The 19,501-nt window shown below is 64.1% G+C and carries 26 protein-coding genes; 16 read left to right on the top strand and 10 right to left on the bottom strand.

All coding sequences use genetic code 11. From position 1 onward, the window contains the following. Positions 1 to 10 precede the first annotated feature (10 nt). The 8 genes from SJY41_RS13790 (at position 11) to SJY41_RS13755 (ending at position 5,842) form a co-directional block, all read left to right on the top strand. The gene (locus SJY41_RS13790; RefSeq protein WP_380782587.1) at positions 11 to 451 is read left to right on the top strand and encodes a hypothetical protein; all 441 of its coding nucleotides are present in this window, start codon (positions 11 to 13) and stop codon (positions 449 to 451) included. Further along, on the top strand, positions 448 to 822 hold the full coding sequence (locus SJY41_RS13785) for a hypothetical protein (protein WP_380782585.1): 375 nt from the start codon (positions 448 to 450) through the stop codon (positions 820 to 822). The genes SJY41_RS13790 and SJY41_RS13785 overlap by 4 nt, the downstream gene beginning before the upstream one ends. Next, positions 816 to 1,748: a hypothetical protein gene (locus SJY41_RS13780; RefSeq protein ID WP_380782583.1), complete on the top strand. Its 933-nt coding sequence runs from the start codon at positions 816 to 818 to the stop codon at positions 1,746 to 1,748. Before SJY41_RS13785 ends, SJY41_RS13780 begins: the two co-directional genes overlap by 7 nt. A gap of 68 nt (positions 1,749 to 1,816) precedes the next feature. Further along, complete coding sequence (locus SJY41_RS13775) at positions 1,817 to 2,515, top strand: multiubiquitin domain-containing protein (RefSeq protein WP_380782581.1); 699 nt, start codon at positions 1,817 to 1,819, stop codon at positions 2,513 to 2,515. After that, a complete protein-coding gene (locus tag SJY41_RS13770; RefSeq protein ID WP_380782579.1) occupies positions 2,490 to 3,689 on the top strand; it encodes a ThiF family adenylyltransferase in 1,200 nt (399 codons plus the stop codon). The genes SJY41_RS13775 and SJY41_RS13770 overlap by 26 nt, the downstream gene beginning before the upstream one ends. Positions 3,690 to 3,700: 11 nt before the next feature. Beyond that, positions 3,701 to 4,066, top strand: coding sequence for a DUF6527 family protein (locus tag SJY41_RS13765; RefSeq protein ID WP_380782578.1), 366 nt, complete (start codon positions 3,701 to 3,703; stop codon positions 4,064 to 4,066). 45 nt (positions 4,067 to 4,111) lie between these two features. Further along, positions 4,112 to 5,101, top strand: a complete 990-nt coding sequence (locus tag SJY41_RS13760; protein ID WP_380782576.1) for a hypothetical protein — start codon at positions 4,112 to 4,114, stop codon at positions 5,099 to 5,101. A gap of 138 nt (positions 5,102 to 5,239) precedes the next feature. Beyond that, complete coding sequence (locus tag SJY41_RS13755) at positions 5,240 to 5,842, top strand: hypothetical protein (RefSeq protein WP_380782574.1); 603 nt, start codon at positions 5,240 to 5,242, stop codon at positions 5,840 to 5,842. Between the two features lie 266 nt (positions 5,843 to 6,108). Here the strand turns inward: SJY41_RS13755 and SJY41_RS13750 are convergent, their stop codons facing one another. The 3 genes from SJY41_RS13750 to SJY41_RS13740 form a co-directional block, all read right to left on the bottom strand. Beyond that, positions 6,109 to 7,407, bottom strand: a complete 1,299-nt coding sequence (locus tag SJY41_RS13750; protein ID WP_380782573.1) for a hypothetical protein — start codon at positions 7,405 to 7,407, stop codon at positions 6,109 to 6,111. A gap of 225 nt (positions 7,408 to 7,632) precedes the next feature. After that, entirely contained in the window at positions 7,633 to 7,938 is a 306-nt protein-coding gene (locus SJY41_RS13745) for a hypothetical protein (RefSeq protein WP_380782571.1), read from the bottom strand. Positions 7,939 to 8,077: 139 nt separating this feature from the next. Beyond that, positions 8,078 to 8,341, bottom strand: coding sequence for a DUF6471 domain-containing protein (locus SJY41_RS13740; protein ID WP_380782569.1), 264 nt, complete (start codon positions 8,339 to 8,341; stop codon positions 8,078 to 8,080). 211 nt (positions 8,342 to 8,552) lie between these two features. Here SJY41_RS13740 and SJY41_RS13735 point away from each other — a divergent pair, with 211 nt between their 5' ends. Next, a complete protein-coding gene (locus SJY41_RS13735) occupies positions 8,553 to 8,927 on the top strand; it encodes a hypothetical protein (RefSeq protein WP_380782567.1) in 375 nt (124 codons plus the stop codon). 761 nt (positions 8,928 to 9,688) lie between these two features. On the opposite strand, the gene SJY41_RS13730 is transcribed toward SJY41_RS13735, so the two are convergent. Continuing rightward, positions 9,689 to 9,820 carry a hypothetical protein gene (locus SJY41_RS13730; RefSeq protein ID WP_380782565.1) on the bottom strand — a complete coding sequence of 44 codons (132 nt, stop codon included), beginning with the start codon at positions 9,818 to 9,820 and terminating at the stop codon, positions 9,689 to 9,691. A 736-nt stretch (positions 9,821 to 10,556) separates the two neighbouring features. Further along, complete coding sequence (locus SJY41_RS13725) at positions 10,557 to 11,006, bottom strand: MarR family winged helix-turn-helix transcriptional regulator (RefSeq protein WP_380782563.1); 450 nt, start codon at positions 11,004 to 11,006, stop codon at positions 10,557 to 10,559. 115 nt (positions 11,007 to 11,121) lie between these two features. On the opposite strand from SJY41_RS13725, the gene SJY41_RS13720 reads away from it, so the two are divergent. Both SJY41_RS13720 and SJY41_RS13715 read left to right on the top strand, forming a co-directional pair. Continuing rightward, on the top strand, positions 11,122 to 11,547 hold the full coding sequence (locus tag SJY41_RS13720) for an organic hydroperoxide resistance protein (protein WP_380782561.1): 426 nt from the start codon (positions 11,122 to 11,124) through the stop codon (positions 11,545 to 11,547). A gap of 584 nt (positions 11,548 to 12,131) precedes the next feature. Continuing rightward, positions 12,132 to 12,635 carry a MucR family transcriptional regulator gene (locus SJY41_RS13715; RefSeq protein ID WP_380784152.1) on the top strand — a complete coding sequence of 168 codons (504 nt, stop codon included), beginning with the start codon at positions 12,132 to 12,134 and terminating at the stop codon, positions 12,633 to 12,635. A gap of 81 nt (positions 12,636 to 12,716) precedes the next feature. Here the strand turns inward: SJY41_RS13715 and SJY41_RS13710 are convergent, their stop codons facing one another. The 5 genes from SJY41_RS13710 to rpmF all read right to left on the bottom strand — a co-directional run bounded on the left by SJY41_RS13710 (position 12,717) and on the right by rpmF (position 15,739). Then, entirely contained in the window at positions 12,717 to 13,091 is a 375-nt protein-coding gene (locus tag SJY41_RS13710; protein WP_380784151.1) for a MerR family transcriptional regulator, read from the bottom strand. A 37-nt stretch (positions 13,092 to 13,128) separates the two neighbouring features. Beyond that, positions 13,129 to 13,428 carry an integration host factor subunit alpha gene (locus SJY41_RS13705; RefSeq protein WP_380782559.1) on the bottom strand — a complete coding sequence of 100 codons (300 nt, stop codon included), beginning with the start codon at positions 13,426 to 13,428 and terminating at the stop codon, positions 13,129 to 13,131. Positions 13,429 to 13,524: 96 nt separating this feature from the next. Next, entirely contained in the window at positions 13,525 to 14,493 is a 969-nt protein-coding gene (locus tag SJY41_RS13700) for a beta-ketoacyl-ACP synthase III (RefSeq protein ID WP_380782557.1), read from the bottom strand. Beyond that, a complete protein-coding gene (gene plsX, locus SJY41_RS13695; protein WP_380782555.1) occupies positions 14,490 to 15,518 on the bottom strand; it encodes a phosphate acyltransferase PlsX in 1,029 nt (342 codons plus the stop codon). The genes SJY41_RS13700 and plsX overlap by 4 nt, the downstream gene beginning before the upstream one ends. A 41-nt stretch (positions 15,519 to 15,559) precedes the next feature. Further along, positions 15,560 to 15,739 (bottom strand): 50S ribosomal protein L32, encoded by a 180-nt coding sequence (gene rpmF, locus SJY41_RS13690; RefSeq protein WP_056054400.1) that lies wholly within the window; start codon positions 15,737 to 15,739, stop codon positions 15,560 to 15,562. 204 nt (positions 15,740 to 15,943) lie between these two features. Between rpmF and SJY41_RS13685 the strand changes: the two genes are divergently transcribed. The 5 genes from SJY41_RS13685 to SJY41_RS13665 all read left to right on the top strand — a co-directional run bounded on the left by SJY41_RS13685 (position 15,944) and on the right by SJY41_RS13665 (position 19,383). Then, on the top strand, positions 15,944 to 16,387 hold the full coding sequence (locus SJY41_RS13685) for an MAPEG family protein (RefSeq protein WP_380782553.1): 444 nt from the start codon (positions 15,944 to 15,946) through the stop codon (positions 16,385 to 16,387). After that, entirely contained in the window at positions 16,384 to 18,006 is a 1,623-nt protein-coding gene (locus SJY41_RS13680) for a M28 family metallopeptidase (protein ID WP_380782551.1), read from the top strand. Before SJY41_RS13685 ends, SJY41_RS13680 begins: the two co-directional genes overlap by 4 nt. Before the next feature lie 116 nt (positions 18,007 to 18,122). Beyond that, complete coding sequence (locus tag SJY41_RS13675; protein ID WP_380782549.1) at positions 18,123 to 18,674, top strand: TspO/MBR family protein; 552 nt, start codon at positions 18,123 to 18,125, stop codon at positions 18,672 to 18,674. Beyond that, positions 18,671 to 18,874 carry a DCC1-like thiol-disulfide oxidoreductase family protein gene (locus SJY41_RS13670; protein WP_380782547.1) on the top strand — a complete coding sequence of 68 codons (204 nt, stop codon included), beginning with the start codon at positions 18,671 to 18,673 and terminating at the stop codon, positions 18,872 to 18,874. The genes SJY41_RS13675 and SJY41_RS13670 overlap by 4 nt, the downstream gene beginning before the upstream one ends. A gap of 68 nt (positions 18,875 to 18,942) precedes the next feature. Beyond that, positions 18,943 to 19,383, top strand: a complete 441-nt coding sequence (locus tag SJY41_RS13665; RefSeq protein WP_380782545.1) for a hypothetical protein — start codon at positions 18,943 to 18,945, stop codon at positions 19,381 to 19,383. The last annotated feature ends 118 nt before the right edge of the window (positions 19,384 to 19,501 follow it).

The raw sequence follows: 19,501 nt of genomic DNA, 5'->3' as shown, positions 1-19,501 counted from the left end.
GAGCGAAGGAATGCCGGCGATCGCGCTGCTCCGCCGCGAGCGCGGTGGAGGTTCGCACGGGTTGGTCTGGGCGGTCACGTTCGATGAACCCCTCGATCGCGAGTTCCTCTTCGCTTGGCTCGAACGAAACGTGCCCCGTTGGGCCATCTGGGGCGCCGTCGCCGCGACCCGGGGATCGGCGGCGCTCAGCCGCTGCATCGACGATGCCGTCGGTCAGGCGGCTTTGTCAGGAGCTCCCATCATGATCCAGATCTACCGAGCCGCCGCCTATCTCGGATGCAGCGAGGACCATCTGCTGGAGTTCCGCGAACGCGACGAGTGCGCGGCGCTGTTCGAGGAGGAGCCCGACCCGCTTCTCGAGGAATCCATCATCACCTTCGTCGATCTGGGCGGCCTCGTTTGCCGGATGATCGACGACGCGGTCGCATCGGTAAGGGAGGATAGAGAATGAACGACATCGTCGGCGTCGTTATGGACCACCATTCCCATCAGGACGTGAGCGCGTCGGCGCTTTCCGCCCCGGGGGTGAACCCTGGCGGGATATCCGCCAAGTACGCGAAGCGCGGAGCCATGATCCTCGTCAAGGCATGCCGCGCTCTCGGCGACGACGTGCAGCAGCACGTCGGCCTGGAGGCCATCGCAGCGGGATTCGGGTTCCACCGCTGGAACAAGCTGACCGCGCAGCTTGGCGTCGGTGTTGATCGGGTCTGGTCCATGGAGCGCTGCCGATCCCGCATGCTCGAGCTTCTGCCCGGCATCGAGACCGATGTCCTCGATGGCGCCCTGACGATGTTGGCCTCGAAGTGGAGGCCTGCGTGGTGATCCTCTTCGAGAACCCCGCCCTCGACGAAGCTCGCGAAGCCGGCATTGCCCCGGCTCCCTGCGACGCTCGCGAAGACGCGACCATCGAAGGCTGGGATACTTCGCCGACGATGTACGTCGCCGAAAGCTACGCGGCCGACGTCGTTCCGTGGGGACTGGACGGTCCCCGGCAGCTGCGCGGAGGCGACCGCGTGACTGCGGGCATCACGCCGCGGCTCGGCTGCGAGTGGAATGCCGAATGGCTCGGGGCGATCGATCTGGCGTGCCGGCATCAGCGGGACGCTGACCGATCTTGGTTTCACATGCCTCCGCTGGCGGTGACGGGTCCATGTGGCGCAGGCAGGACCCACGTCGCCCGTCGGCTCGCTTGGGAGGCGGGGGTCGCGTACATCGCGATCGACGTATCGGGCGCCGCCATGGTCAGCGGGTTCGGTTCGCCGGCGCGGGGGCCGACGCCGGCGCTGCCGTCCGCCCTCGCAGGGGCGATGAGCATGACGGATTGCGCCAATCCCATCATCGGCGTGACTGGCGTGGAGACGGCCGACGCCGACACGCTTGCCAGGTTGTCCGCCGCCATGGATCCGATGCGGTCCCGGATCGACGACGAAGGGCTGGGTATCACCCTGGACCTCTCCGAGGCGACATGGCTGGTCCAGCTTCCGCCGGATGCCGCGCTTCCACCAGAACTTCAGGACTTCACGACGACCGTGGCGCTCACGCTGCCCGACCAGCCGGACTGGGTGGAACTGGCGTGGATCGAAGCCCTGATCGAGGTGGCTGCCGATCGCGCCACGGTTGGCGACCTCGGTCGTCTGGCCGATTGGACCGACGGGGGTGCGGAGCGATGGCGCAACCCCAATCTCGGGGCTGCGGCCCGATACCGATTGGCGATGACGGCATTCGACCAGGTCTACGGCTCCGGCTGACCGCAGCGCCGTGGTTCCGGGCCGACACTGATCGCCTGCATTACATCCAATGACGAGGAGTGAGAGAGATGGACGAGCCGAATGACGACCTGGGTGAAGCCGGTGCCCCGAAAGGCCTGATCAACGTGGACGGCAGGAAGATCCCCGTCGCGCGTGAGTCGATTACCGGGGGTGAGGCGATCGAGATCGCCGGCCTCGTCCCGGCCGACGCGCACCGCCTGGTACGGGTCGATGGAGGACGGGCTTCGCTGATCGAATCGGACACCGAGATACCGCTCGGTGAAGATGTACCGGTATTCCGATCGGGGAGGGGCGGGGCGCACTGGGCGTTGAAGGTCGACGACGTGGAGTGGGACTGGTTGAATCCGGGCATCCTCGCCTCCGACGTCCGCGACATCGCGTCCTTGCCCGCCGATCGCGAGCTCTACGTGGATGGCGGAACCAGCCCGGTGCGGCCGGGCGGTCTGATCGACCTCACCGGTGGCGCGCCGGACGTCTCCAGTCGTCTTCTTCCGGTCGCGCCTGTGAAGCGCAGCGTTCCGATCATACTCAACGGACGGCCCTGCGAGCTCGCGACCGCGGATGCGACCTTCGAGGATCTCGTGCGCCTCGCCTTCCCAAAGCTGCCGGCCGGGCCGCAGCGCACGTTCACCGTGACGGTCCGACGTGCTGGCGCGGACCAGCCCGACGGTTCCCTCGCCCCGCAACAGGCGGCGCGTCTCCAACCGGGAGCGGTGATCAATGTCTCATCAACCGATAAGAGCTAGCGCCGATCTCTCCCGACTCGCCAACGAGGGATTCGACCTCGCGATCGAGACGGGTCACCTCGTTGTCAGGGGGGTGCCGTTCGTGGATTCCGATGGCGTGGTTCGGCATGGAACGGTGCTCACGGTGCTCAGCCTCGCGGGAGACCGGACGATCCGGCCGCACAGTCACGTCGCCTACTTCGCTGGGGGCACACCGCACGACAATCGGGGCCAACCCCTGCGGATGCTGCATGCGAAGCAGGAACGGCGTGTTGGGGACGACATCACGATCGACCACATGATGTCCAGTCAGCCGGTGACCGGCAACTATCCCGACTACCATGCCCTGATCACCACCTACGTCGCCGAGATAGAGGGACATGCGCGCGCGATCGATCCGACCGTCGGCGCGCGTCGCGCGGTCCGCACCGTGTCTCCGGCTGCCAGATCGGTGTTCCGCTATCAGGACACCGCTTCGTCGCGGGCGCAGATCGGCGCCTTCACGGACAAGCTGCGGAACCATTCGGTCGCGATCGTCGGACTAGGTGGCGGCGGGTCGTACATTCTGGATCTGGTCGCCAAGACCCCGGTGTCGCGCATCCACCTGTGGGATCCGGACGTGTTCGAGCAGCACACCGCGTTTCGCGCCCCCGGGGCGCCGACGCTCGAAGAGCTCGGCCGGCGCCCTGGCAAGGTGGACTATCTCGCGAGCATATACGGGAGGATGCACGCCGGAATCGTGCCGCATCGCTCGCGCCTGGGCCCGAGCAACCTCCAGGGCCTCAGGAACGTCGACTTCGTCTTCATCGCAGTGGACAGCGCCGCCAGCCGCCGGCCGATAGTCGAGTTTCTGGAAAAGGCGGGGAAGCCGTTCATCGACATCGGCATGGGGCTCCACGTCTCGGACCTCGGCATCGTCGGGACCGTCCGCGTCACGACCTCCACCGACGAGATGCGCGGTCATGTCCGCGAGCGGGGCCGCATCCCGATGACGGGCGACGACGACGCCGACGACCCGTACTCGAGCAACGTTCAGGTCGCCGACCTGAACTGTCTGAACGCGGCGCTCGCGGTGATCCGGTGGAAGCGCCATCTCGGCTTCTATGCCGATTTCGAACGTGAGCACTGGAGCGCCTACGTGGTCGACGGCAACACGTTGATGAACGAGGAGCGGCCGGTGGATACCACGACGTGAGGGCGCGTGTGATGTCGCACCGCTCCGTCGGCCTGATCCCGGAACGGTTGCGCGGCGCGACGCTCTACGTCTCGACCGAGTTCGGGGTCGCGGTGCACCTGTGCGCCTGCGGATGCGGGACCGAGATAGTCACGCCGATCGGCGGCGATGGCTGGAGCGTGACCTGCGACGGGAAGTCCGTCACGCTCGATCCGAGCATCGGCAACGCGGGCCTCGCCTGTCGTTCGCACTACCGCATCACGCGGGGGACCGTGGATTGGATGGCCGGCTTCGGCCCCGCCAGGAAACCCGCGCGGTCGACTCTGCGAGCGTTCTACGAAGATCTCCTTTTCCGCATCACGTCCTGGTTTCGTCCTCCTGGACCAGGCCCATCGTGATGGCACGCCTGTCAAGGAATGGACAATGCAACGAAATCATATGAGATGACCCGCATAGCGAACCTGAAACATCCAACCGATCAAATGCAATTTATCTACTGCTGGCGTCGGCGGGAGATCGACGCGACCGCGCTGGCATATGTCGCGAAGGTGCTGCGGGATCCTGCGCAATCGGTGCAGGCAGCCGAGTGGGTGGATCGTCTTAACACCGCGAGTGCAAGGCGGGAGGACGCGGCGATCTTGCAGCTTCGGCGATTGCGGCATGAGATGAAGGGCGTCTCCCTCCTTCTGGCCAAGGCATGCGCATTCGAGGGACTTTCGCTCTCGGCGATGCTGTACGGCATTCTACCCATCGCCCACGTTCCAGAATCCTCGGAAGGCTTTCCCTGGTCTGCGATCGAGAGCCCCGCGTCATGGAGGGCTGTGAGCAAATTCTACACTTCGAGGATGCGGGACGGCTGGGAAAGACTTCACCACGCCAACGGGGCCTTCGTGCGACCGCGTGTTCATTCAAGTGGCGGTTGGGGAGTGCGGGTGAGGCGCGGGGTCGTGCACGGTTCCTTCATCGTGGACGGCTGCGACGTTCGATCAAATGAGACTTGGCCATGTACGATCCAGGTTCCGCAAGCCTGGCCTGAAACGTATCTCTCGATGTTCCCGGGCAGGCGGCTTCACGCGGTAGTCGGTCACCCGATCGTCGATGACCCGGCATTCGTGATAAGATCCGCGGTGTCGACCGGGGAAGGTACGACGATCAGCTTCAGGTCTCCGGTGATCCCGGTGGCCTTCGATGAGCTGCGCGCGGAGGCGGGCATGGAACATCAGCAGCTGGGGCGCAACGGCGAGTTGTCCGGTGAAGAAGCGCTTCTGGACGTAAGCGGCAGGGGCGTTCGTCCCGTCGATGCATATCTGAGATCGAAGGAGCGCGCGGCCATCATCGCAGCGGGGTTCGCCAGGCACGAGCTGACCACGCGAATGCTTCAGATCAACTCGATGTGTCCGCCGTGGGCCGAGAAGCTGCAGCTGCCGGACTAGCGAACGGCGGGCCAGAGCGGCCAGCCATGAGGATCGCATCGCACTTGGGTGTTATCGTCGGGCCGGGTCGATGTTGACCTTGGACGTGGCGCTACCCATCCTGTTCCGGCCGCACAAGGCGTCGAACCGGGGAGTGCCATGAGGCTACAGGATCTCTACGAACACGGCAGCGGCCGATATGCCGCCCAGGCGTATTGGAATGCGTTGGCCAAACTTCGCGCGGCCTGGAAGGAAGTCTTCGCGGAAGACCTGCCGACCGAGGGCAACCGGGCGATGGGCGCGTTCGAGCAGGCCATCGATCTCATGAAGGCGCGCCTCGCCACGGACGCTACGGGTGGCGATCGGCTTCGACAGGTGCTAGACGTCAACCGGAAGGACGACATCGCGGAGGTGCTGCTCGGCTGGGCGGATATGGACGACGTCGCGCCAAAGATCGTGCGGCAGGCCATGATCGCCCGGTGTCTCGAGTTGGGCGAGGGGCGTCACGATCTGCGTAGCGTTCTGCGACCCGTCCTTGATGTCGTGTTCCCCGACAGCAAGGCTCGAAGGCCGAGGGTGGGTGCCAATAGGCACTGGCCACGACTGCTGCAGTATCTGCGTGAGCTCGAGGAGGAGACGGACGCGTCACCCGCCGGGCAGGGATTGCGGCTGCTGAACGCCGGTGGCGGTGGCCGCGTCGCCAGGCATCCAAGCGATCCAGGCACCCTGGCTGTGAGGATCGACCCGGAGCACCTCTTGTGAACCGGGTCGATGGGTTGGCTCGTACCTGAGAGATTTACTGGCAGAGCGATCTGGACGTTTACCGACCAGGATCTGGGTGGGGTTAGAGAGGCTTGAGACCGTTCGCGCCGTGATCGGCGCGACGGCCAACCCGATCAGAAGGTCGTGCCGCCATCGCCGAGGACGATCATCGTGCCGTTGAATGCAGTCATTTGATGCTCCCTTCGTGTTACAACTCGTGGCCCATATATAGGGCAGTTCTTACCAATGCACCATGACTATCGGTCTCAGGCGTTGGAAACGTCCTGGACCGGCGGAGGTTCATCCCCCGTACCGTCATTCTCCTGGATAGTAACGGACTTTCTCGGCTCGCCCGGCGCCGACTGCAGCGGTGACAGGGCCTTGGGCGATTTTTTCCACCAGACCATGATGCCCTGCAGCGGAAGGCTCAGATCGTCCAATTTCCACTGTTGCGCGGTCGGCGAGACCTGCCCGTAGAGCTTGCCATGGGCGAGCGATCGCGCCTGAATGACGAGATCGTCCTGCGACTTGCTGACGACCGTGAGATGGATGTTCTCGGCGATCTCGTTCGAGCGGAACACCTCGGTGTCCTGCAGCTCCTTGACCATGGTGTACGATCCCGAAACGGTCACCTGCTCGCCAGGCATCATCGGGACGGAACCGATGTTCACCGGCGCATCGACGAGCCGATCGTCGACGAGCTGCTTCTGGAGATCCTCGTTGATCTCCGCGATCCTGTCCGCGGAAAGCGTGACGTCGCCTATCCGGAAGCTGTTCACCTTAACGAACGGCTTGAGCTCGGGCAGAATGGGATTGGGAAGCCCCAGCCTGATGGGTAGCTCCACGATACCCTTGGTCCCGGTCTGCGCGACGTTGATGTTCTCGGACACGGTCGAGATGATGACGTCGACGGCGAGGTACTTCTCCGCTGCGAGACGGGTGTTCGACAGGTCGACGTCGAGATCCGTCAGAGTGTAGTTTATGTCGATGTTGCGGCGGATGATCTTCTTTTCGAAGATGTGCTCCTTCACCAGGCTGAAGAGCCTTGGATGATGGCGGGTCTCGAACATCCCCAGCAGCACGTTCGAGCCGAGCGCTTCGGTCTTTCGGGCGAGCTCGTCGAAGAAGTACCCCCGGGTCCTGCGGTCGACGGTGGAGGAGATGAACACCGCGGCGAGCATCGTCAGGCCGAGGGCCTGAAGCGTCTCGGCGAGAAAGATTGCCCAGTTCGCTTCCGACGCGGAGTGCGATTGCCGATCGAAGGCGCGGACGGTCTTTTCGCACAGGCCCCGTGCGGGCGGCACGCAGGCATCGACGATCGAGGCGAGTTCGGGGAACTTCGGAACTGACAGCTTTATCCCGAGACCGATGACGAACAGCAGGCACCCGACCAGCATGACGATGATCGAGTCCCGGTCGAAGAGCCGGTCGTCGTGGGGTATCCATGGATTGACGTGCGAACCGGGCGATGGCGTCGGGATCGCGGTACCGGTTTTCGAGCCCTTTCCCGTCGCCTTCGCGCCGGCCTGTCGCTCATCCGCCGATCCGTCCGTGGTGCCTGTCACCTTGTTTTTCCCCCATGCCATCCGCGCCGTGTGACGACCTGTTCCTTCAACGGCAACTGCACTCTGATCCGCATTGGACGAATTCCGCCACGACCCGCAGGGCGGTCAATTATCCGTGAGTACGTCGTAGTCGCCGCGGCGGCGTGAACGGGCCGGACATGACTTGGCCGAAAATTCGGAGCCGTAGCCGAAGGCGATGCGGAGATTGATGCGACTGGTCGCGCTTTATGCTCGGTACTTCCGCTCCAGATAGGAATGATATTCCTCGACGTCATCGAAGCGAGGTGCGGTGAAGAGATCGTCGAGTTCCCTTCGCGATAGGACGCGATGGATCGCGAGCATGTCCGAGACGGTCGCTTCCCCATCCTGTTCAAAACGGAGGTAAGCGGTTGTCTGGATCCCAGCTCGACCAGCAGCCTGCTCCGGAGTCAAACCAAGAGCGTCGCGCAGGACCGTGGCACGGCGGCCGAGATCAACTGAGGTCGTCTCGGTTTTTTCGGGTTCGGCAAATTCTAACATGTAGTCGATCATTGCTCGCCTTCTGTCGCTCCAGCTAGGTCTACGGATGATGCCTGGATCCCGCGTCACTCACTTAGATCGCACACGTCTCATTTTGTTCTGCGATGGGGATGTCTGTACTGTCCATGTCCGTGACCTTGGACGTCGTAGCCTAGACCGCCGGTCCCTTTGGGACGGGGAGCCGGAGTTCGACAACTCCGATCGCGACGAGTGCCTGCAGGAAGAACGCGGCCGAGAACCTGCCAGCCCGCAGCTTGCCGCTGATGATCTTGTTGTCCTGCCGTATGCCCATCGCGGTAAGTGCCTCGCCGAGCTGGACATAGTTCAGGCCTGCGATCTGCAGGTTGGCGCGGATTATCTTGGACGCCAGTTCGTCCCATTCGGCCGCGGTCTGCGGCACTGGTAAATCTCGCATGCTAATTTTCCTATCGCGTCAAGAGTTCATTTGGCTTTCAGTCCGCAATATCTGACTTGCAGCAGATGCTTCATAAACGGCGCAGCAAGTCTACGATAACTTCGCGAATTTTCGTTCTGTAGAACGAAAGTTCCGCTTGCGGCACGTAATTCGGTCTGGTCCAATACTTCCACAACACGTGGCCCGCCGGTTACGTCGGGGGAGAATGTAGATGTTCGATTCTGATATGGGTGAACTGCGGAACGAGGCGCGGATGCTCAGGTTCGCGACCGCGATGCTGAGTCTCATGACCGTGGCGCTCGTTGGCGCGGTCGCGTGGCAGCTGGCAGGGCACGGAGACATGCTGTCGGCGCTCACGAAGGCACTGACCGTCACAGTACCGCTGTTGGGCGTCGCGACCGGACTTCTGGCGGCGGTCCGCTGGAACACGCATCGGCGGCTCAGGCTGGAACGCGCGGAACGTCGGGCAGTCGACAGTCCAGCGGCATCGCCTCTCCGGTCCGCATTCGTGTATCGCCTGACCTGCTCGGTGCGATTGTCGCCGGTACCCCTCGGGGGCGTCCCGCTATTCGACGCGCGACGTTGATCGGCGGAGCCGGACGAAGGATGTGATCCCGCGGCCGGGGAGACCCTGCCGCGGCGATCTCCGCTGGAACCGACACGCGAGCCTGTATCCGGCATCGACAGGCGACAGGTCGCCTTCACCGAACGGCGGCCATCGTCGCGCCGACGCGAAGCGGCTTGCGAATGCGACAAAGGTCAAATCGCGTCCCCGCAACCACTTCACGAAAGCCCCGGACCAACAGTCCGGGGCTTTCGTGCGTTCTGAACCCTACGCGCGCCGGTTAACGTCGTGCGCTCGGCGATCCCAAATATCCGGTCGAAATCCCTCAACTCTAGTCGGCGGACCTTGTCGTATGCGTTGCCGGCGTACGCCCTGAGGTCCCGACTAGCCGGCGGCCGGCCTGGTCATCTGCGGGCAGGCGCGTGAACCGCGGTCTGCCCCTCTGGCTGGCAGCGCGCCCTCCGCTTCCAGGTCTTTGAGCCTCCTCATCGACCGTGGCGACGTCCAGATCAGTCGGTACGAGGGTCTCATGCCAGCCGGGACGCGCTGGGTACCAGGCGGACGTTTGGTCAGCGCAGTCGATTGCCGGGGTCGTGACGGACTAACGACGATGACTCGGTCGTATATGCGGCGCCCCGTTCGAGGCTTGGTCGCCGACAGACAGCGCCTAGGCTGCCGATCAAGAATCTGGCCGGTCGGACTGCCATGTGCGTGCGAATGTCGTCCGCCATCTCGGGCGAGTCGAGCAGCCAGCCGCCCCATCAACGACCCAACGCGCAGATTTATCGAGCAATGTCGCCGCGCGGGCGCGTGCTGTCGTGGAGCCACCGCTGATCTGCGTCGCGGGCATTGTAACGCGTCAGATCGACCACCTGGACGTCGCTGAGCGTGTTTACGCCGGCCAGTTTAGCCATGTGAGTCATTCCCGCCGTATGGCGGTAGGAGACGTCGACCGAGAGCAAGCGGCTGCCGGCCCGGATGTCGCAACCACCTCACGGCTCTGTGGGCATGGGGCGATTGCACGGCGTTATCCCGGGTAGCGTCAAGTGCGTCGGCAAGCCACTCGAGAGAGTATCGATCTACTCCATACGGCCGCGCTCTGATTCAAACTGAGGTGCGCGCAAGGTGCTCGAAGCCAAGCACGCTCGGGTAAAGGGGCGACGCAGATCTGGGTCCGTTCGCCGAATTGCGTACCGACGTGCTCAAGATGGACGCGCGCCGCTGGTTCCCGGCATCGATGTGTCCGGGGCGAAGCGCGCGATCGTATGCGCGGACGTTACCCTTTGCCCTCAACCATAATATCCTGCCGAGCTGGAAATATCGAGACGGATGCTGAACTCGCTGTGTTGTGCAGCCTAGGCGTTCGTCTGTGGCAAGACATCTTTAGAGGAGGCCCGGAAGCGAAAATCGCCGTCCTCGCATTTCGGAGGACTCATACCCTGGACGCATGGTCAGGCTGGCAGCGTGAGATCGCGTCCCCCGAATATGTCTAGCATTCTATGCGCATTCGTCGTTGTAAGCGCTTCGGCCGTATCGCGTGACCGTGCCTATCGTCGCCGGGATCGCAAACACCGTGATCGACCGGCCAGTGACCCCTGAGGGGTAGCCGCGCCGCCATCAGGGACGAGACTGGGTACCGTGGGGTATCGCCTATTGTACGGCCGGGCGATCGCCAGCGAGCGCGCGGCGAAGAGCCATGACCTCCCCGTTCAAGGATGCCAGCCGCTCGGGCGTCATTCCCGAGCGCTCGATGATCAACGGTCCCAGGCACCCGGTTTCCCCCCAGCGAACGCGTCCGGCCTCGGTCAGCCGCACGCGCACCTGGCGTTCGTCCGCGGGGTTGCGGGCCCGGGTAACAAGACCGGCCGCTTCCAGCCGCTTCGCCAGCGGCGTGATCGTACTGGGTTCCAGCGCCAACCGATCCGCGATCTCTCCGATCGAGCGACCATCCTGTGCTTCGTTCACGGTCTGAAGCACGAGGAACTGCGGATAGGTAATCCCAAGGCGATCGAGCATGGGCTTGTACGCGCGGTTGATCGCGATCGTCGCCGCATAAAGCGAAAAGCATAGCTGCTGGTCGAGAGGTAGAGGGTCTGGCACGGGAAAGCCTCCTTGGGGAAGACGTTAGCACGATTACTTATCGCAGCAAACATTGCTGGACATCCGTATTCTCTACGCCTAAATAGTTATCGCGATAAATAAATGGAAATGCGACATGTCAATCGACGTAAAATACAGCACCGAAGCTACGGCAACCGGCGGCCGTGATGGTCATGCGCGGACCCAGGACGGCCGGTTGGACGTGAACCTGTCGACCCCGAAGGAACTGGGCGGCGCCGGCGGCGACGGCAGCAACCCCGAGCAGCTCTTCGCGGCAGGATATTCGGCGTGCTTTATCGGCGCGTTGAAGGTCGCCGGGCAGCAGCTGAAGGTGAAGCTGCCCGACGACCTATCAGTCTCTGCAAAGGTCGGTATCGGACCCCGTGCGGAAGGCGGTTTCGGCATCACGACCGATCTCACCGTGACGCTGCCCGGGATCGAGCGCGATCAGGCACAGAAACTCGTCGATGCCGCGCATCAGATATGCCCGTATTCGAACGCAACACGTGGCAACGTTGATGTCGGACTCACGCTCGCTTGAGGGGCGGGGCAGGCGGCGCATCCCGCCGCCTGCCCAGATCTTGCGGGGTTTGTGCGCTTGAACGAAGCGGCGACTACGGACCTATCGAGCCGTACCGCCGATAGCGCGGCGGGGCCCGATGCCTATCCGCGTGCGATAGGATCGGGGCGTGTGGATTGCCACTGCGGTGAGTGTAGTGGCTGCAGTGGCCAGCGGTGTTTAGAACGAAGGCGATTTACGCGCAGCACTGTCAGAAGCCAGCCGTGTAGGTGACACGCTAGTGTTCGGATATCAGGCCGCGGCTCCGACATTCATGCAATCAAAAGGCGGGTGAGGTGGCAGTTTCACAAGTGTTGCGTTACGCCGGCAGAATTTCGTTCATCTGTGGTCAGTCTTTATCGTGGACGGATATATATCGAGTCGTGGCATGACCGTTAATGATTGACCGTTTTGGACACCGTGACGAGAAATCATTTTCCCGACGCCGTGAACAAAACCGAGCGCAACGCGTATGCTAAACACGTGGTTTCAATTTTTGAACAATACCTGTAGGCGGCTGACCGCAGGGTGCATCACGATTTCGAGGACATAGCGTGACGGATACAATGAATACGGTTGAACTCGCTGCAGAACTGACCGCAGCTTGGCTTGCAAACCCCAATACGCGGACTGCCGCGGACGACGTACCGGCGTTTCTCGTCGCGATGCACACGGCCGTTACGAAACTCGTGACCAACGGCGACGCAGAGCCGGAAGTCGCAGCAGCCCCGGCGTCCGAGCCAGCGGTATCCGTTCGCAAGTCGCTCGCATCGCCCGACCACATCATCTCGATGCTCGATGGCAAAAAGTACAAGACGCTGCGTCGCCATCTTTCGACGAATGGTCTTACGCCCGAGCAGTATCGCGAGCGCTTCAACTTGAAGGCCGACTATCCGATGGTCGCTGCGACCTATTCGGAAGCGCGTCGTGCGATGGCAAAGTCGATCGGGCTTGGTCGTAAGGCTGGCACGACTGTCGAAAAGGCTGCCGACAACGCCGTCAAGACGGTCCGCAAGGGCGGCAAGGCGGCGCTGGATGCTGCCAAGAAGACCCTCGGCAGCGAGGATTGAGACAGTCGGAAGGGGGCAGGCGACCCGCCCCCTTCCACTATCGACGCTGCATGAACGAAGCCCGCCACGCCGCTCGCGCGGTCACGCGACGGCAGCGTCTTCGAGAAGGGCCTGTGCAAGCAACGTCCGGATCGCCCGCAAGGCGGGAATGGGTGACCCGACTGTGGCATCCGACGATGAACCGGCCGTTTCGGCTGCCAGCAGTTGCTGGACCCCGCGCACCGTATAGCCCTCGCGGTTGAGCAACAGATCGATCCGTCGCACCAAGGCAACGTCCTCGGTGCGATAATATCGACGGTTGCCCGCGCGCTGAAGCGGGCGAAGCTGCGAGAACCGCGTCTCCCAATAGCGTAGAATATGCTGCGGCAGGCCCGTATCGCGCGAAAGCTCGCCGATCGTACGGAACGCTGCGCCCGCCTTGCCTATCGCCGCCGTCGCGGCACTGTCGACGGCGATACTGGTCTCGTCATCGACGGCGTCCGGCACGCCGAGATCAGTCGGCACCGACGATGCGTTCACGCATCATCTGGCTGGCGCGAAACGTCAGGACGCGGCGGGGAGCGATCGGCACTTCGATGCCGGTTTTCGGATTGCGGCCCACACGCTCGCCCTTGTCACGCAGAACGAAGGTACCGAACCCGGAAATTTTCACGTTTTCGCCGTGCGACAGCGCGGCACACATCTCGGCGAGGATCTGCTCGACGATCTTAGAGGAGTCCGCACGCGACAAGCCGACCTCGCGGTGGAGGGACTCGGCCAGATCGGCCCGCGTCAAAGTACCGGTCATCGTCATTCGCAAGCTCCCAGTCTCGACGTTCCTACTACACAAGCGGGAAGGCAACCGGAAGAACTTTTGTTCTGCACGCGAATCGATCAATTTCCGCAATCTTTAAAAGCGGATAACCGCCGCGCCCCAAGTGAACCCGCCACCCATTGCTTCCAGGACGACGATCTGGCCCTGCCGTATGCGTCCGTCACGCACCGCAACATCGAGTGCAAGCGGTACCGAGGCCGCCGACGTGTTGGCATGCTGGTCGACCGTGACGACCACTTTCGCCGGCGCTAGGCCAAGCTTCCGCGCGGTCGCGTCGAGGATCCGGGCATTCGCCTGATGGGGGACAACCCAGTCGACCTGATCGGCAGCGAGTCCGGCCATCGCGAGCGACTCGGTCATCACGGACGCGAGGTTGGTCACCGCATGGCGGAATACCTCGCGGCCCTTCATACGCAGCTTGCCGACAGTGCCGGTCGTCGAGACGCCGCCATCGACGTAGAGAAGTTCGTTGTGGCGCCCATCAGCATGCAGCTTGGTCGTCAGGATCCCGCGACCGCCTTCGTCGGCCGTCTCCTGCGCCTCCAGCACGATCGCGCCGGCGCCGTCGCCGAACAGCACGCAGGTCGTCCGGTCTTCCCAGTCGAGGATGCGGCTGAACGTCTCGGCACCAATTACCAGCGCGCGCTTGGCGACGCCGCTGCGGATCATGCTATCGACGACCTGCACCGCGTACAGGAAGCCCGAGCAGACCGCGGCGACGTCGAACGCGACGCAGTCGTTGATGCCGAGCATCGCCTGCACCTTGGTCGCGCTGGCAGGGAAAGTCTGGTCGGGCGTTGCGGTGGCGAGCACGATCAGGTCGATGCTTGCGGCCTCGATACCGGCGGCAGTCAAAGCAGCGCGGCAGGCGTCGGCTGCCAGCGTCGCGGTCGTCTCGCCTTCGCCGGCGATGTGGCGGAAGCGGATGCCGGTGCGCTCGACGATCCACTCGTCGCTGGTGTCGACCTGCGCGGCCAGTTCGGCGTTCGAGACGCGGCGCTTCGGCAGCGCCGAGCCGGTGCCCATGACGACAGACCGGATCATGCCGCCTTCTCCACATTGCCGAGATCGTCGGCGATCCGCCGTACAAGATCGTTGCGGACCATCTTGGCGGCGTTGCCGATCGCGGTCGCCACGCCGCGCTCGTTGGCGCCGCCATGGCTTTTCACGACGATGCCGTTGAGGCCGAGAAAGACCGCGCCATTGTGATTGTTGGGATCGAGGTGATCGCGGAGCAATTCGGTCGCCGGCTTAGAGATCAGGAAGCCGAGCTTCGAGCGGACCGAACTGCGGAACGCGCGCTTGAGCAGATCGGCGACGAATCGCGCGGTGCCCTCGGCGGTCTTGAGTGCGATGTTGCCCGAAAAGCCGTCGCATACAACGACGTCCACATCACCGCGTGACAACCGATCGCCCTCGATGAAGCCGTTGAACTGCATGTCGAGTTGCGGCGTCGCACGCAGTTGGGCGGCGGCATCGCGGATCTCGTCGGTGCCCTTCATGTCCTCGCTGCCGATATTCAGCAGCGCAACGCGGGGGTGCGGGATGTCGAGCGCGGTGCGAGCATAAGCGGCGCCCATGATCGCGAACTGGACCAGGTTGCGCGCATCGCACTCGGTATTCGCACCGAGGTCGAGCATCACCATGTCGGTATCGCCAAGCGTCGGCAGACGCGCGGCGAGTGCCGGCCGGTCGATCCCGGGCAGCATCCGCAGCGATATCTTCGCCATCGCCATCAGCGCGCCGGTGTTACCCGACGATACCGCAGCGGCAGCACGACCCTGTTTGACCAGGTCGATCGCGATGCCCATCGACGTCTTCTTCGCGCGCCGGATCGCCTGGCTCGGCTTTTCGCTCGAACCGACGACTTCGGGTGCGTGGACGATCTCGGAGTTCTGCGACAGGTTCGGATGAGCTTTAAGCCCTTCGCGAATCGCAGTCTCGTCACCGACCAAGAAGAAGTGCGTGCCCTCGTATCGATGACGCGCGCGTGCGACGCCGGCGAGCATCACTGCCAGCCCGTCATCGCCACCCATCGCATCGACCGCGATCCAGCCGCTGTCGGGCATCGCTTATCCTTCGTTCAAGTTAGAGGTTCCGGACGGAAGCCTCAGCCCTCGATCGAGAGGATTTCACGACCGTTATAGTGACCGCACGAACCGCACAGGTTGTGCGGACGCTTCAGCTCGCCACAGTTGGGGCATTCCTGGAACGACGCGATCGTGAGCGAGTCGTGGCCACGGCGCATGCCGCGCTTGGAGGGCGAGGTTTTTCTTTTGGGGACGGCCATTTCGGCACCTTGTTCAATCTAAAGGTCGGGGCTCCGAGTACGTCCGGACACGGGACACAGGCAACCGACATGAATGCCGGCCGCCCGAAGCAACCCATGCGGCCTGACGCTCGCGAAGCGTGGCGCTATAGCGATTTCGCCCCGCGTTGCAAGCTTTCGCCCGCAGTGGCAGGACCGAGCCTGACACCAAGAAGGGGCAAAGCCGTGATATTACCCGTGACGCTGACGATTGCCGCCGCCGCCGCCGTCGTCAACCTGTGGCTCGCCTTCCGAATCGTGCCGATGCGGTTGAAGGGTAACGTGCTGATCGGCGACGACGGCAACCAGCGGCTGCAGGCGCGGATGCGCGCGCATGCCAACTTCACCGAATACGCGCCGTTCATCCTGATCCTGATCGGGTTGATCGAACTGGCCGGTGGTTCGACGACGTGGCTGTGGATCGCGGGTGCCGTGTTCGTGATCGCCCGTATCGCGCACGCGTTCGGGATGGACCGTACGACCTCGAGCGCACCGCGGGCAGGGGGCGCGCTGGTGACGTGGGCGCTGATGGCGCTGCTCGCCGGTTGGGCACTCACGATCGCCTATCAGGCGAACACGGCGCCGGCCGGCAAGACCTTCGAGGTGGTGCCATCGGGGTCGCAGGCATGAGCGTGCGCTACCTTCTGGCTGCGACGCTGCTGGCCGCATCGCCCGCCGGGGCTCAGACTTCTCCCAAACACCTCTCGGCCGACGTGAAGACTCTGGCCTCCGACGCGTTCGAAGGTCGCGCGCCCGGCACGCCCGGCGAGACCAAGACGATCGACTGGCTGATCGCGCAGTTCAAGGCGATGAAGGCGCAGCCCGGCGGCCCGAACGGCAGCTGGACGCAGCCGGTACCGCTCGTCCACACGCGGATCGGATCTGGCACCGTTCGCGCCGGCGACACCACGCTTGTGCAGGGCCGCGACGTCTATCTGAGCACGGTCCGCGGCGTTGACCGCGTCGCGATCGCGAACGCGCCGATGGTCTTCGTCGGCTACGGCGTTACCGCGCCCGAACGCGGCTGGGACGACTTCAAGGGGCTCGACCTCAAGGGCAAGGTCGCTGTCTTCCTCGTCAACGATCCTGATTTCGAGGCCGGCGCGGGCGACGATTCGAAGGGCAAGTTCGGCGACCGCCGGATGACCTATTACGGTCGCTGGACCTATAAATACGAGGAAGCCGCCCGACGCGGCGCGGTGGCGGCGCTGATCGTGCACGACACGCCGGGCGCGGGATATGGCTGGAACACGGTGACGGCACCAGCGGGCGAGAATTACGATATCGTCCGCAAGGAGCCCAACGCTAGGGTGCTCCTCCAAGGGTGGCTGGAAAGCGACGCAGCGAATCGCCTGTTCGCGGCCTCTGGTCTCGACCTCGCGACGTTGCGCAAAGCGGCACGCCGCAGCGACTTCCGCCCGGTCGCGCTGAAGCAGACGTTCACCACCGACCTCCCCGTCAAGCACGACACAGCCGAGAGCCAGAACGTTCTCGCCAAGCTCCCCGGCACTAGGCACGCGGACGAAATCGTGATGTTCGGCGCGCACTGGGACGCGTATGGCATCGGCGCACCCGACGCACAGGGTCGCACGATCCGTCCCGGCGCGAACGATGACGGCCTCGGCGTGGCGGGCGTCCTCGAACTCGCCCGCAACTTCGCCAAGGGCCCCCGCACCGACCGCAGCCTCGTCTTTGCACTCTGGAGCGGCGAGGAGCGCGGCCTGCTCGGCTCGGAGACCTATGCGGTGAATCCGGTCTATCCGGCCGCCAAGACGGTCGCCAACCTGACGCTCGACATCCTCCAGACGGCCGGCCCCGCAAAGGACGTCATGCTGGTAGGCGCCGGCCAGAACAGTCTCGAGGACATGCTGGGCGACGCAGCGAAGGCGCAAGGCCGCGTCGTAACTCCCGAAGCGCTTCCCGAACGCGGGCTGTTCTATCGCGCCGATCATTTCTCGGTAGCCCGTCGCGGGGTGCCCACGCTGCTTCTGATGGCGATCAGCGGCGCACCCGAGCTGGTCGCGGCCGGCCGTCCCGCGGGCCAGGCATGGCTCGACGGCTATATGAAATGCTACCACCAGACGTGCGACGCCTGGAGCGCCGACTGGGATCTGCGCGGCGCCGCGCAGGACGTGGACCTGTTTCAGACGATCGGCATGAAGCTGGCGAACACGCGCCTGTGGCCGGAGTGGCGCGCCGGCTCCGAGTTCAAGTCGGTGCGGGCCGAAAGCGCAAGCGAACGAAAGTAAGTCTATCCCGACGACCAAAACCGCCTCGGCGGGGGCGCATATGACGGAACGTCCTGCGCGTTGCTGCGCTTGCAGCGGGTAGTCCGGGTGACACGTCCGGTGTGAGGGCGCCGATCATGACCGACACCAGAAGCGAGCCGAAGAGCGACGTGAGCGGGCGTGGACTGTCGCGTCCGGTTGCGATCGCCGCGGTTGTCGCGGTGCTGGGCGCCAGTGCGGTGCTCGGACGGCGCAACGCGCCCGATCCTTCGCATCCAGGCATTCGGCGCTGGTACAGGCAACTCGACAAGCCGGCCTACACGCCGCCCGATGCCGCCTTTGGTGCGGTATGGCCGGTCCTGGAAACCGGACTATCGATCGGTGGCTATCGGCTGCTGCGCCAGCCGGCGGGTTCGTCGCGCAACGTCGCTATCGGCTTGTGGCTTCTCAACACCGCCATGGTCGGCGGCTGGACGGAATTGTTCTTCCGCAAGAAGAAGCTCGGCTCAAGCGCGGTGGCGTCGGCCGCGATGATCGGCAGCGGCGCGGGCTATGTCGTCGCTGCGGCCAAGGTCGATCGGACCGCCGCCGCGACGGCCGTACCGTTCGTCGCCTGGCTCGGGTTCGCGACACTGCTCGCTGGCGGTATCTGGCGACGGAACCGCGTCACCGATGACGCCGGCGCATGACGCAGCTGACGGTCTGGCATGATGGCGGGTGTCCGCTGTGCCGTCGCGAGATCGCGCTGATGCGCCGTCTCGACCGGCGGGGCGTCATCACGTTCATCGATGCGGAAAGCGCCGAAACCGGCTGTCCGATCGATCGCGCAAAGACGGCGCCAGCTCCGGCGACCGCTCGAATCATGGCATTCGGGCGGGGGGCGCCGTAAGATCGCGCAAGACGCGTTCGCCGGTATGACCTCCGGCGTCGGCATGAGGAAAGCCCAGGTCCGTGAGCATGAGACTACCGCGCGCCGCACGTGATCGCGCGCCCGAAGGAACCACGATCGTCGCCGTAGAACGTATGTCGCGCGCATTCACCAAATACCATCTCGACGACGGCCGGGTCCTGCATCGATTCAGGGCCGAGGAGCCGCATGCCAACCCGCATGATCATCCATGGTCGTTCGATACGGAGATACTCGACGGCGGCTATGTCGACGAAGTGTTCCGGTTCGACGAAGGCGGCGGCTGGCATAGCGAACTGGTCCATCGTATCCCGGGCGAAAGCTACCGGGTCGACGCAACGCATATCCACCGGATCGTCGAGCTTCCGACCGGGGAATGCTGGACGATCGTCCGCGCCGGACCGCATGAGCGCGAAACCCGCTTCTGGCGGTTCGGAGATGGTATCCAGTCGCGGGCCTGGAACGAGAGACGTTGGACGCATCACGGCTGAGGACCGGTCCAGCGGGCCGCTCTGGCCAACCGGCGAACTCGCGCCCGACCATGCCGGTCACGGCATCGGGGACCTGACGCCGCTTGCGGCTCGAAAGGCTCGGCTCGGCGCGTTTCCA

The organism is Sphingomonas sp. R86520, assembly GCF_042466285.1.
Taxonomy (GTDB): domain Bacteria; phylum Pseudomonadota; class Alphaproteobacteria; order Sphingomonadales; family Sphingomonadaceae; genus Sphingomonas.
Note: the sequence above shows the minus strand (reverse complement) of the source record. Positions and strands in the feature narration are given on the sequence as shown.

Coding starts and splice junctions, on each gene's coding strand:
- SJY41_RS13740 (WP_380782569.1), bottom strand. CDS start 8,341: ATGCGAGATTTACCAGTGCCGCAGACCGCGGCCGAATGGGACGAACTG.
- SJY41_RS13720 (WP_380782561.1), top strand. CDS start 11,122: ATGTCAATCGACGTAAAATACAGCACCGAAGCTACGGCAACCGGCGGC.
- SJY41_RS13735 (WP_380782567.1), top strand. CDS start 8,553: ATGTTCGATTCTGATATGGGTGAACTGCGGAACGAGGCGCGGATGCTC.
- SJY41_RS13745 (WP_380782571.1), bottom strand. CDS start 7,938: ATGATCGACTACATGTTAGAATTTGCCGAACCCGAAAAAACCGAGACG.
- SJY41_RS13730 (WP_380782565.1), bottom strand. CDS start 9,820: ATGGCTAAACTGGCCGGCGTAAACACGCTCAGCGACGTCCAGGTGGTC.
- SJY41_RS13700 (WP_380782557.1), bottom strand. CDS start 14,493: ATGATCCGGTCTGTCGTCATGGGCACCGGCTCGGCGCTGCCGAAGCGC.
- SJY41_RS13775 (WP_380782581.1), top strand. CDS start 1,817: ATGGACGAGCCGAATGACGACCTGGGTGAAGCCGGTGCCCCGAAAGGC.
- SJY41_RS13675 (WP_380782549.1), top strand. CDS start 18,123: ATGACCGACACCAGAAGCGAGCCGAAGAGCGACGTGAGCGGGCGTGGA.
- SJY41_RS13785 (WP_380782585.1), top strand. CDS start 448: ATGAACGACATCGTCGGCGTCGTTATGGACCACCATTCCCATCAGGAC.
- SJY41_RS13770 (WP_380782579.1), top strand. CDS start 2,490: ATGTCTCATCAACCGATAAGAGCTAGCGCCGATCTCTCCCGACTCGCC.
- SJY41_RS13680 (WP_380782551.1), top strand. CDS start 16,384: ATGAGCGTGCGCTACCTTCTGGCTGCGACGCTGCTGGCCGCATCGCCC.
- SJY41_RS13760 (WP_380782576.1), top strand. CDS start 4,112: ATGACCCGCATAGCGAACCTGAAACATCCAACCGATCAAATGCAATTT.
- SJY41_RS13670 (WP_380782547.1), top strand. CDS start 18,671: ATGACGCAGCTGACGGTCTGGCATGATGGCGGGTGTCCGCTGTGCCGT.
- SJY41_RS13790 (WP_380782587.1), top strand. CDS start 11: ATGCCGGCGATCGCGCTGCTCCGCCGCGAGCGCGGTGGAGGTTCGCAC.
- plsX (WP_380782555.1), bottom strand. CDS start 15,518: ATGCCCGACAGCGGCTGGATCGCGGTCGATGCGATGGGTGGCGATGAC.
- SJY41_RS13705 (WP_380782559.1), bottom strand. CDS start 13,428: ATGACGATGACCGGTACTTTGACGCGGGCCGATCTGGCCGAGTCCCTC.
- rpmF (WP_056054400.1), bottom strand. CDS start 15,739: ATGGCCGTCCCCAAAAGAAAAACCTCGCCCTCCAAGCGCGGCATGCGC.
- SJY41_RS13665 (WP_380782545.1), top strand. CDS start 18,943: ATGAGACTACCGCGCGCCGCACGTGATCGCGCGCCCGAAGGAACCACG.
- SJY41_RS13715 (WP_380784152.1), top strand. CDS start 12,132: ATGAATACGGTTGAACTCGCTGCAGAACTGACCGCAGCTTGGCTTGCA.
- SJY41_RS13765 (WP_380782578.1), top strand. CDS start 3,701: ATGTCGCACCGCTCCGTCGGCCTGATCCCGGAACGGTTGCGCGGCGCG.
- SJY41_RS13755 (WP_380782574.1), top strand. CDS start 5,240: ATGAGGCTACAGGATCTCTACGAACACGGCAGCGGCCGATATGCCGCC.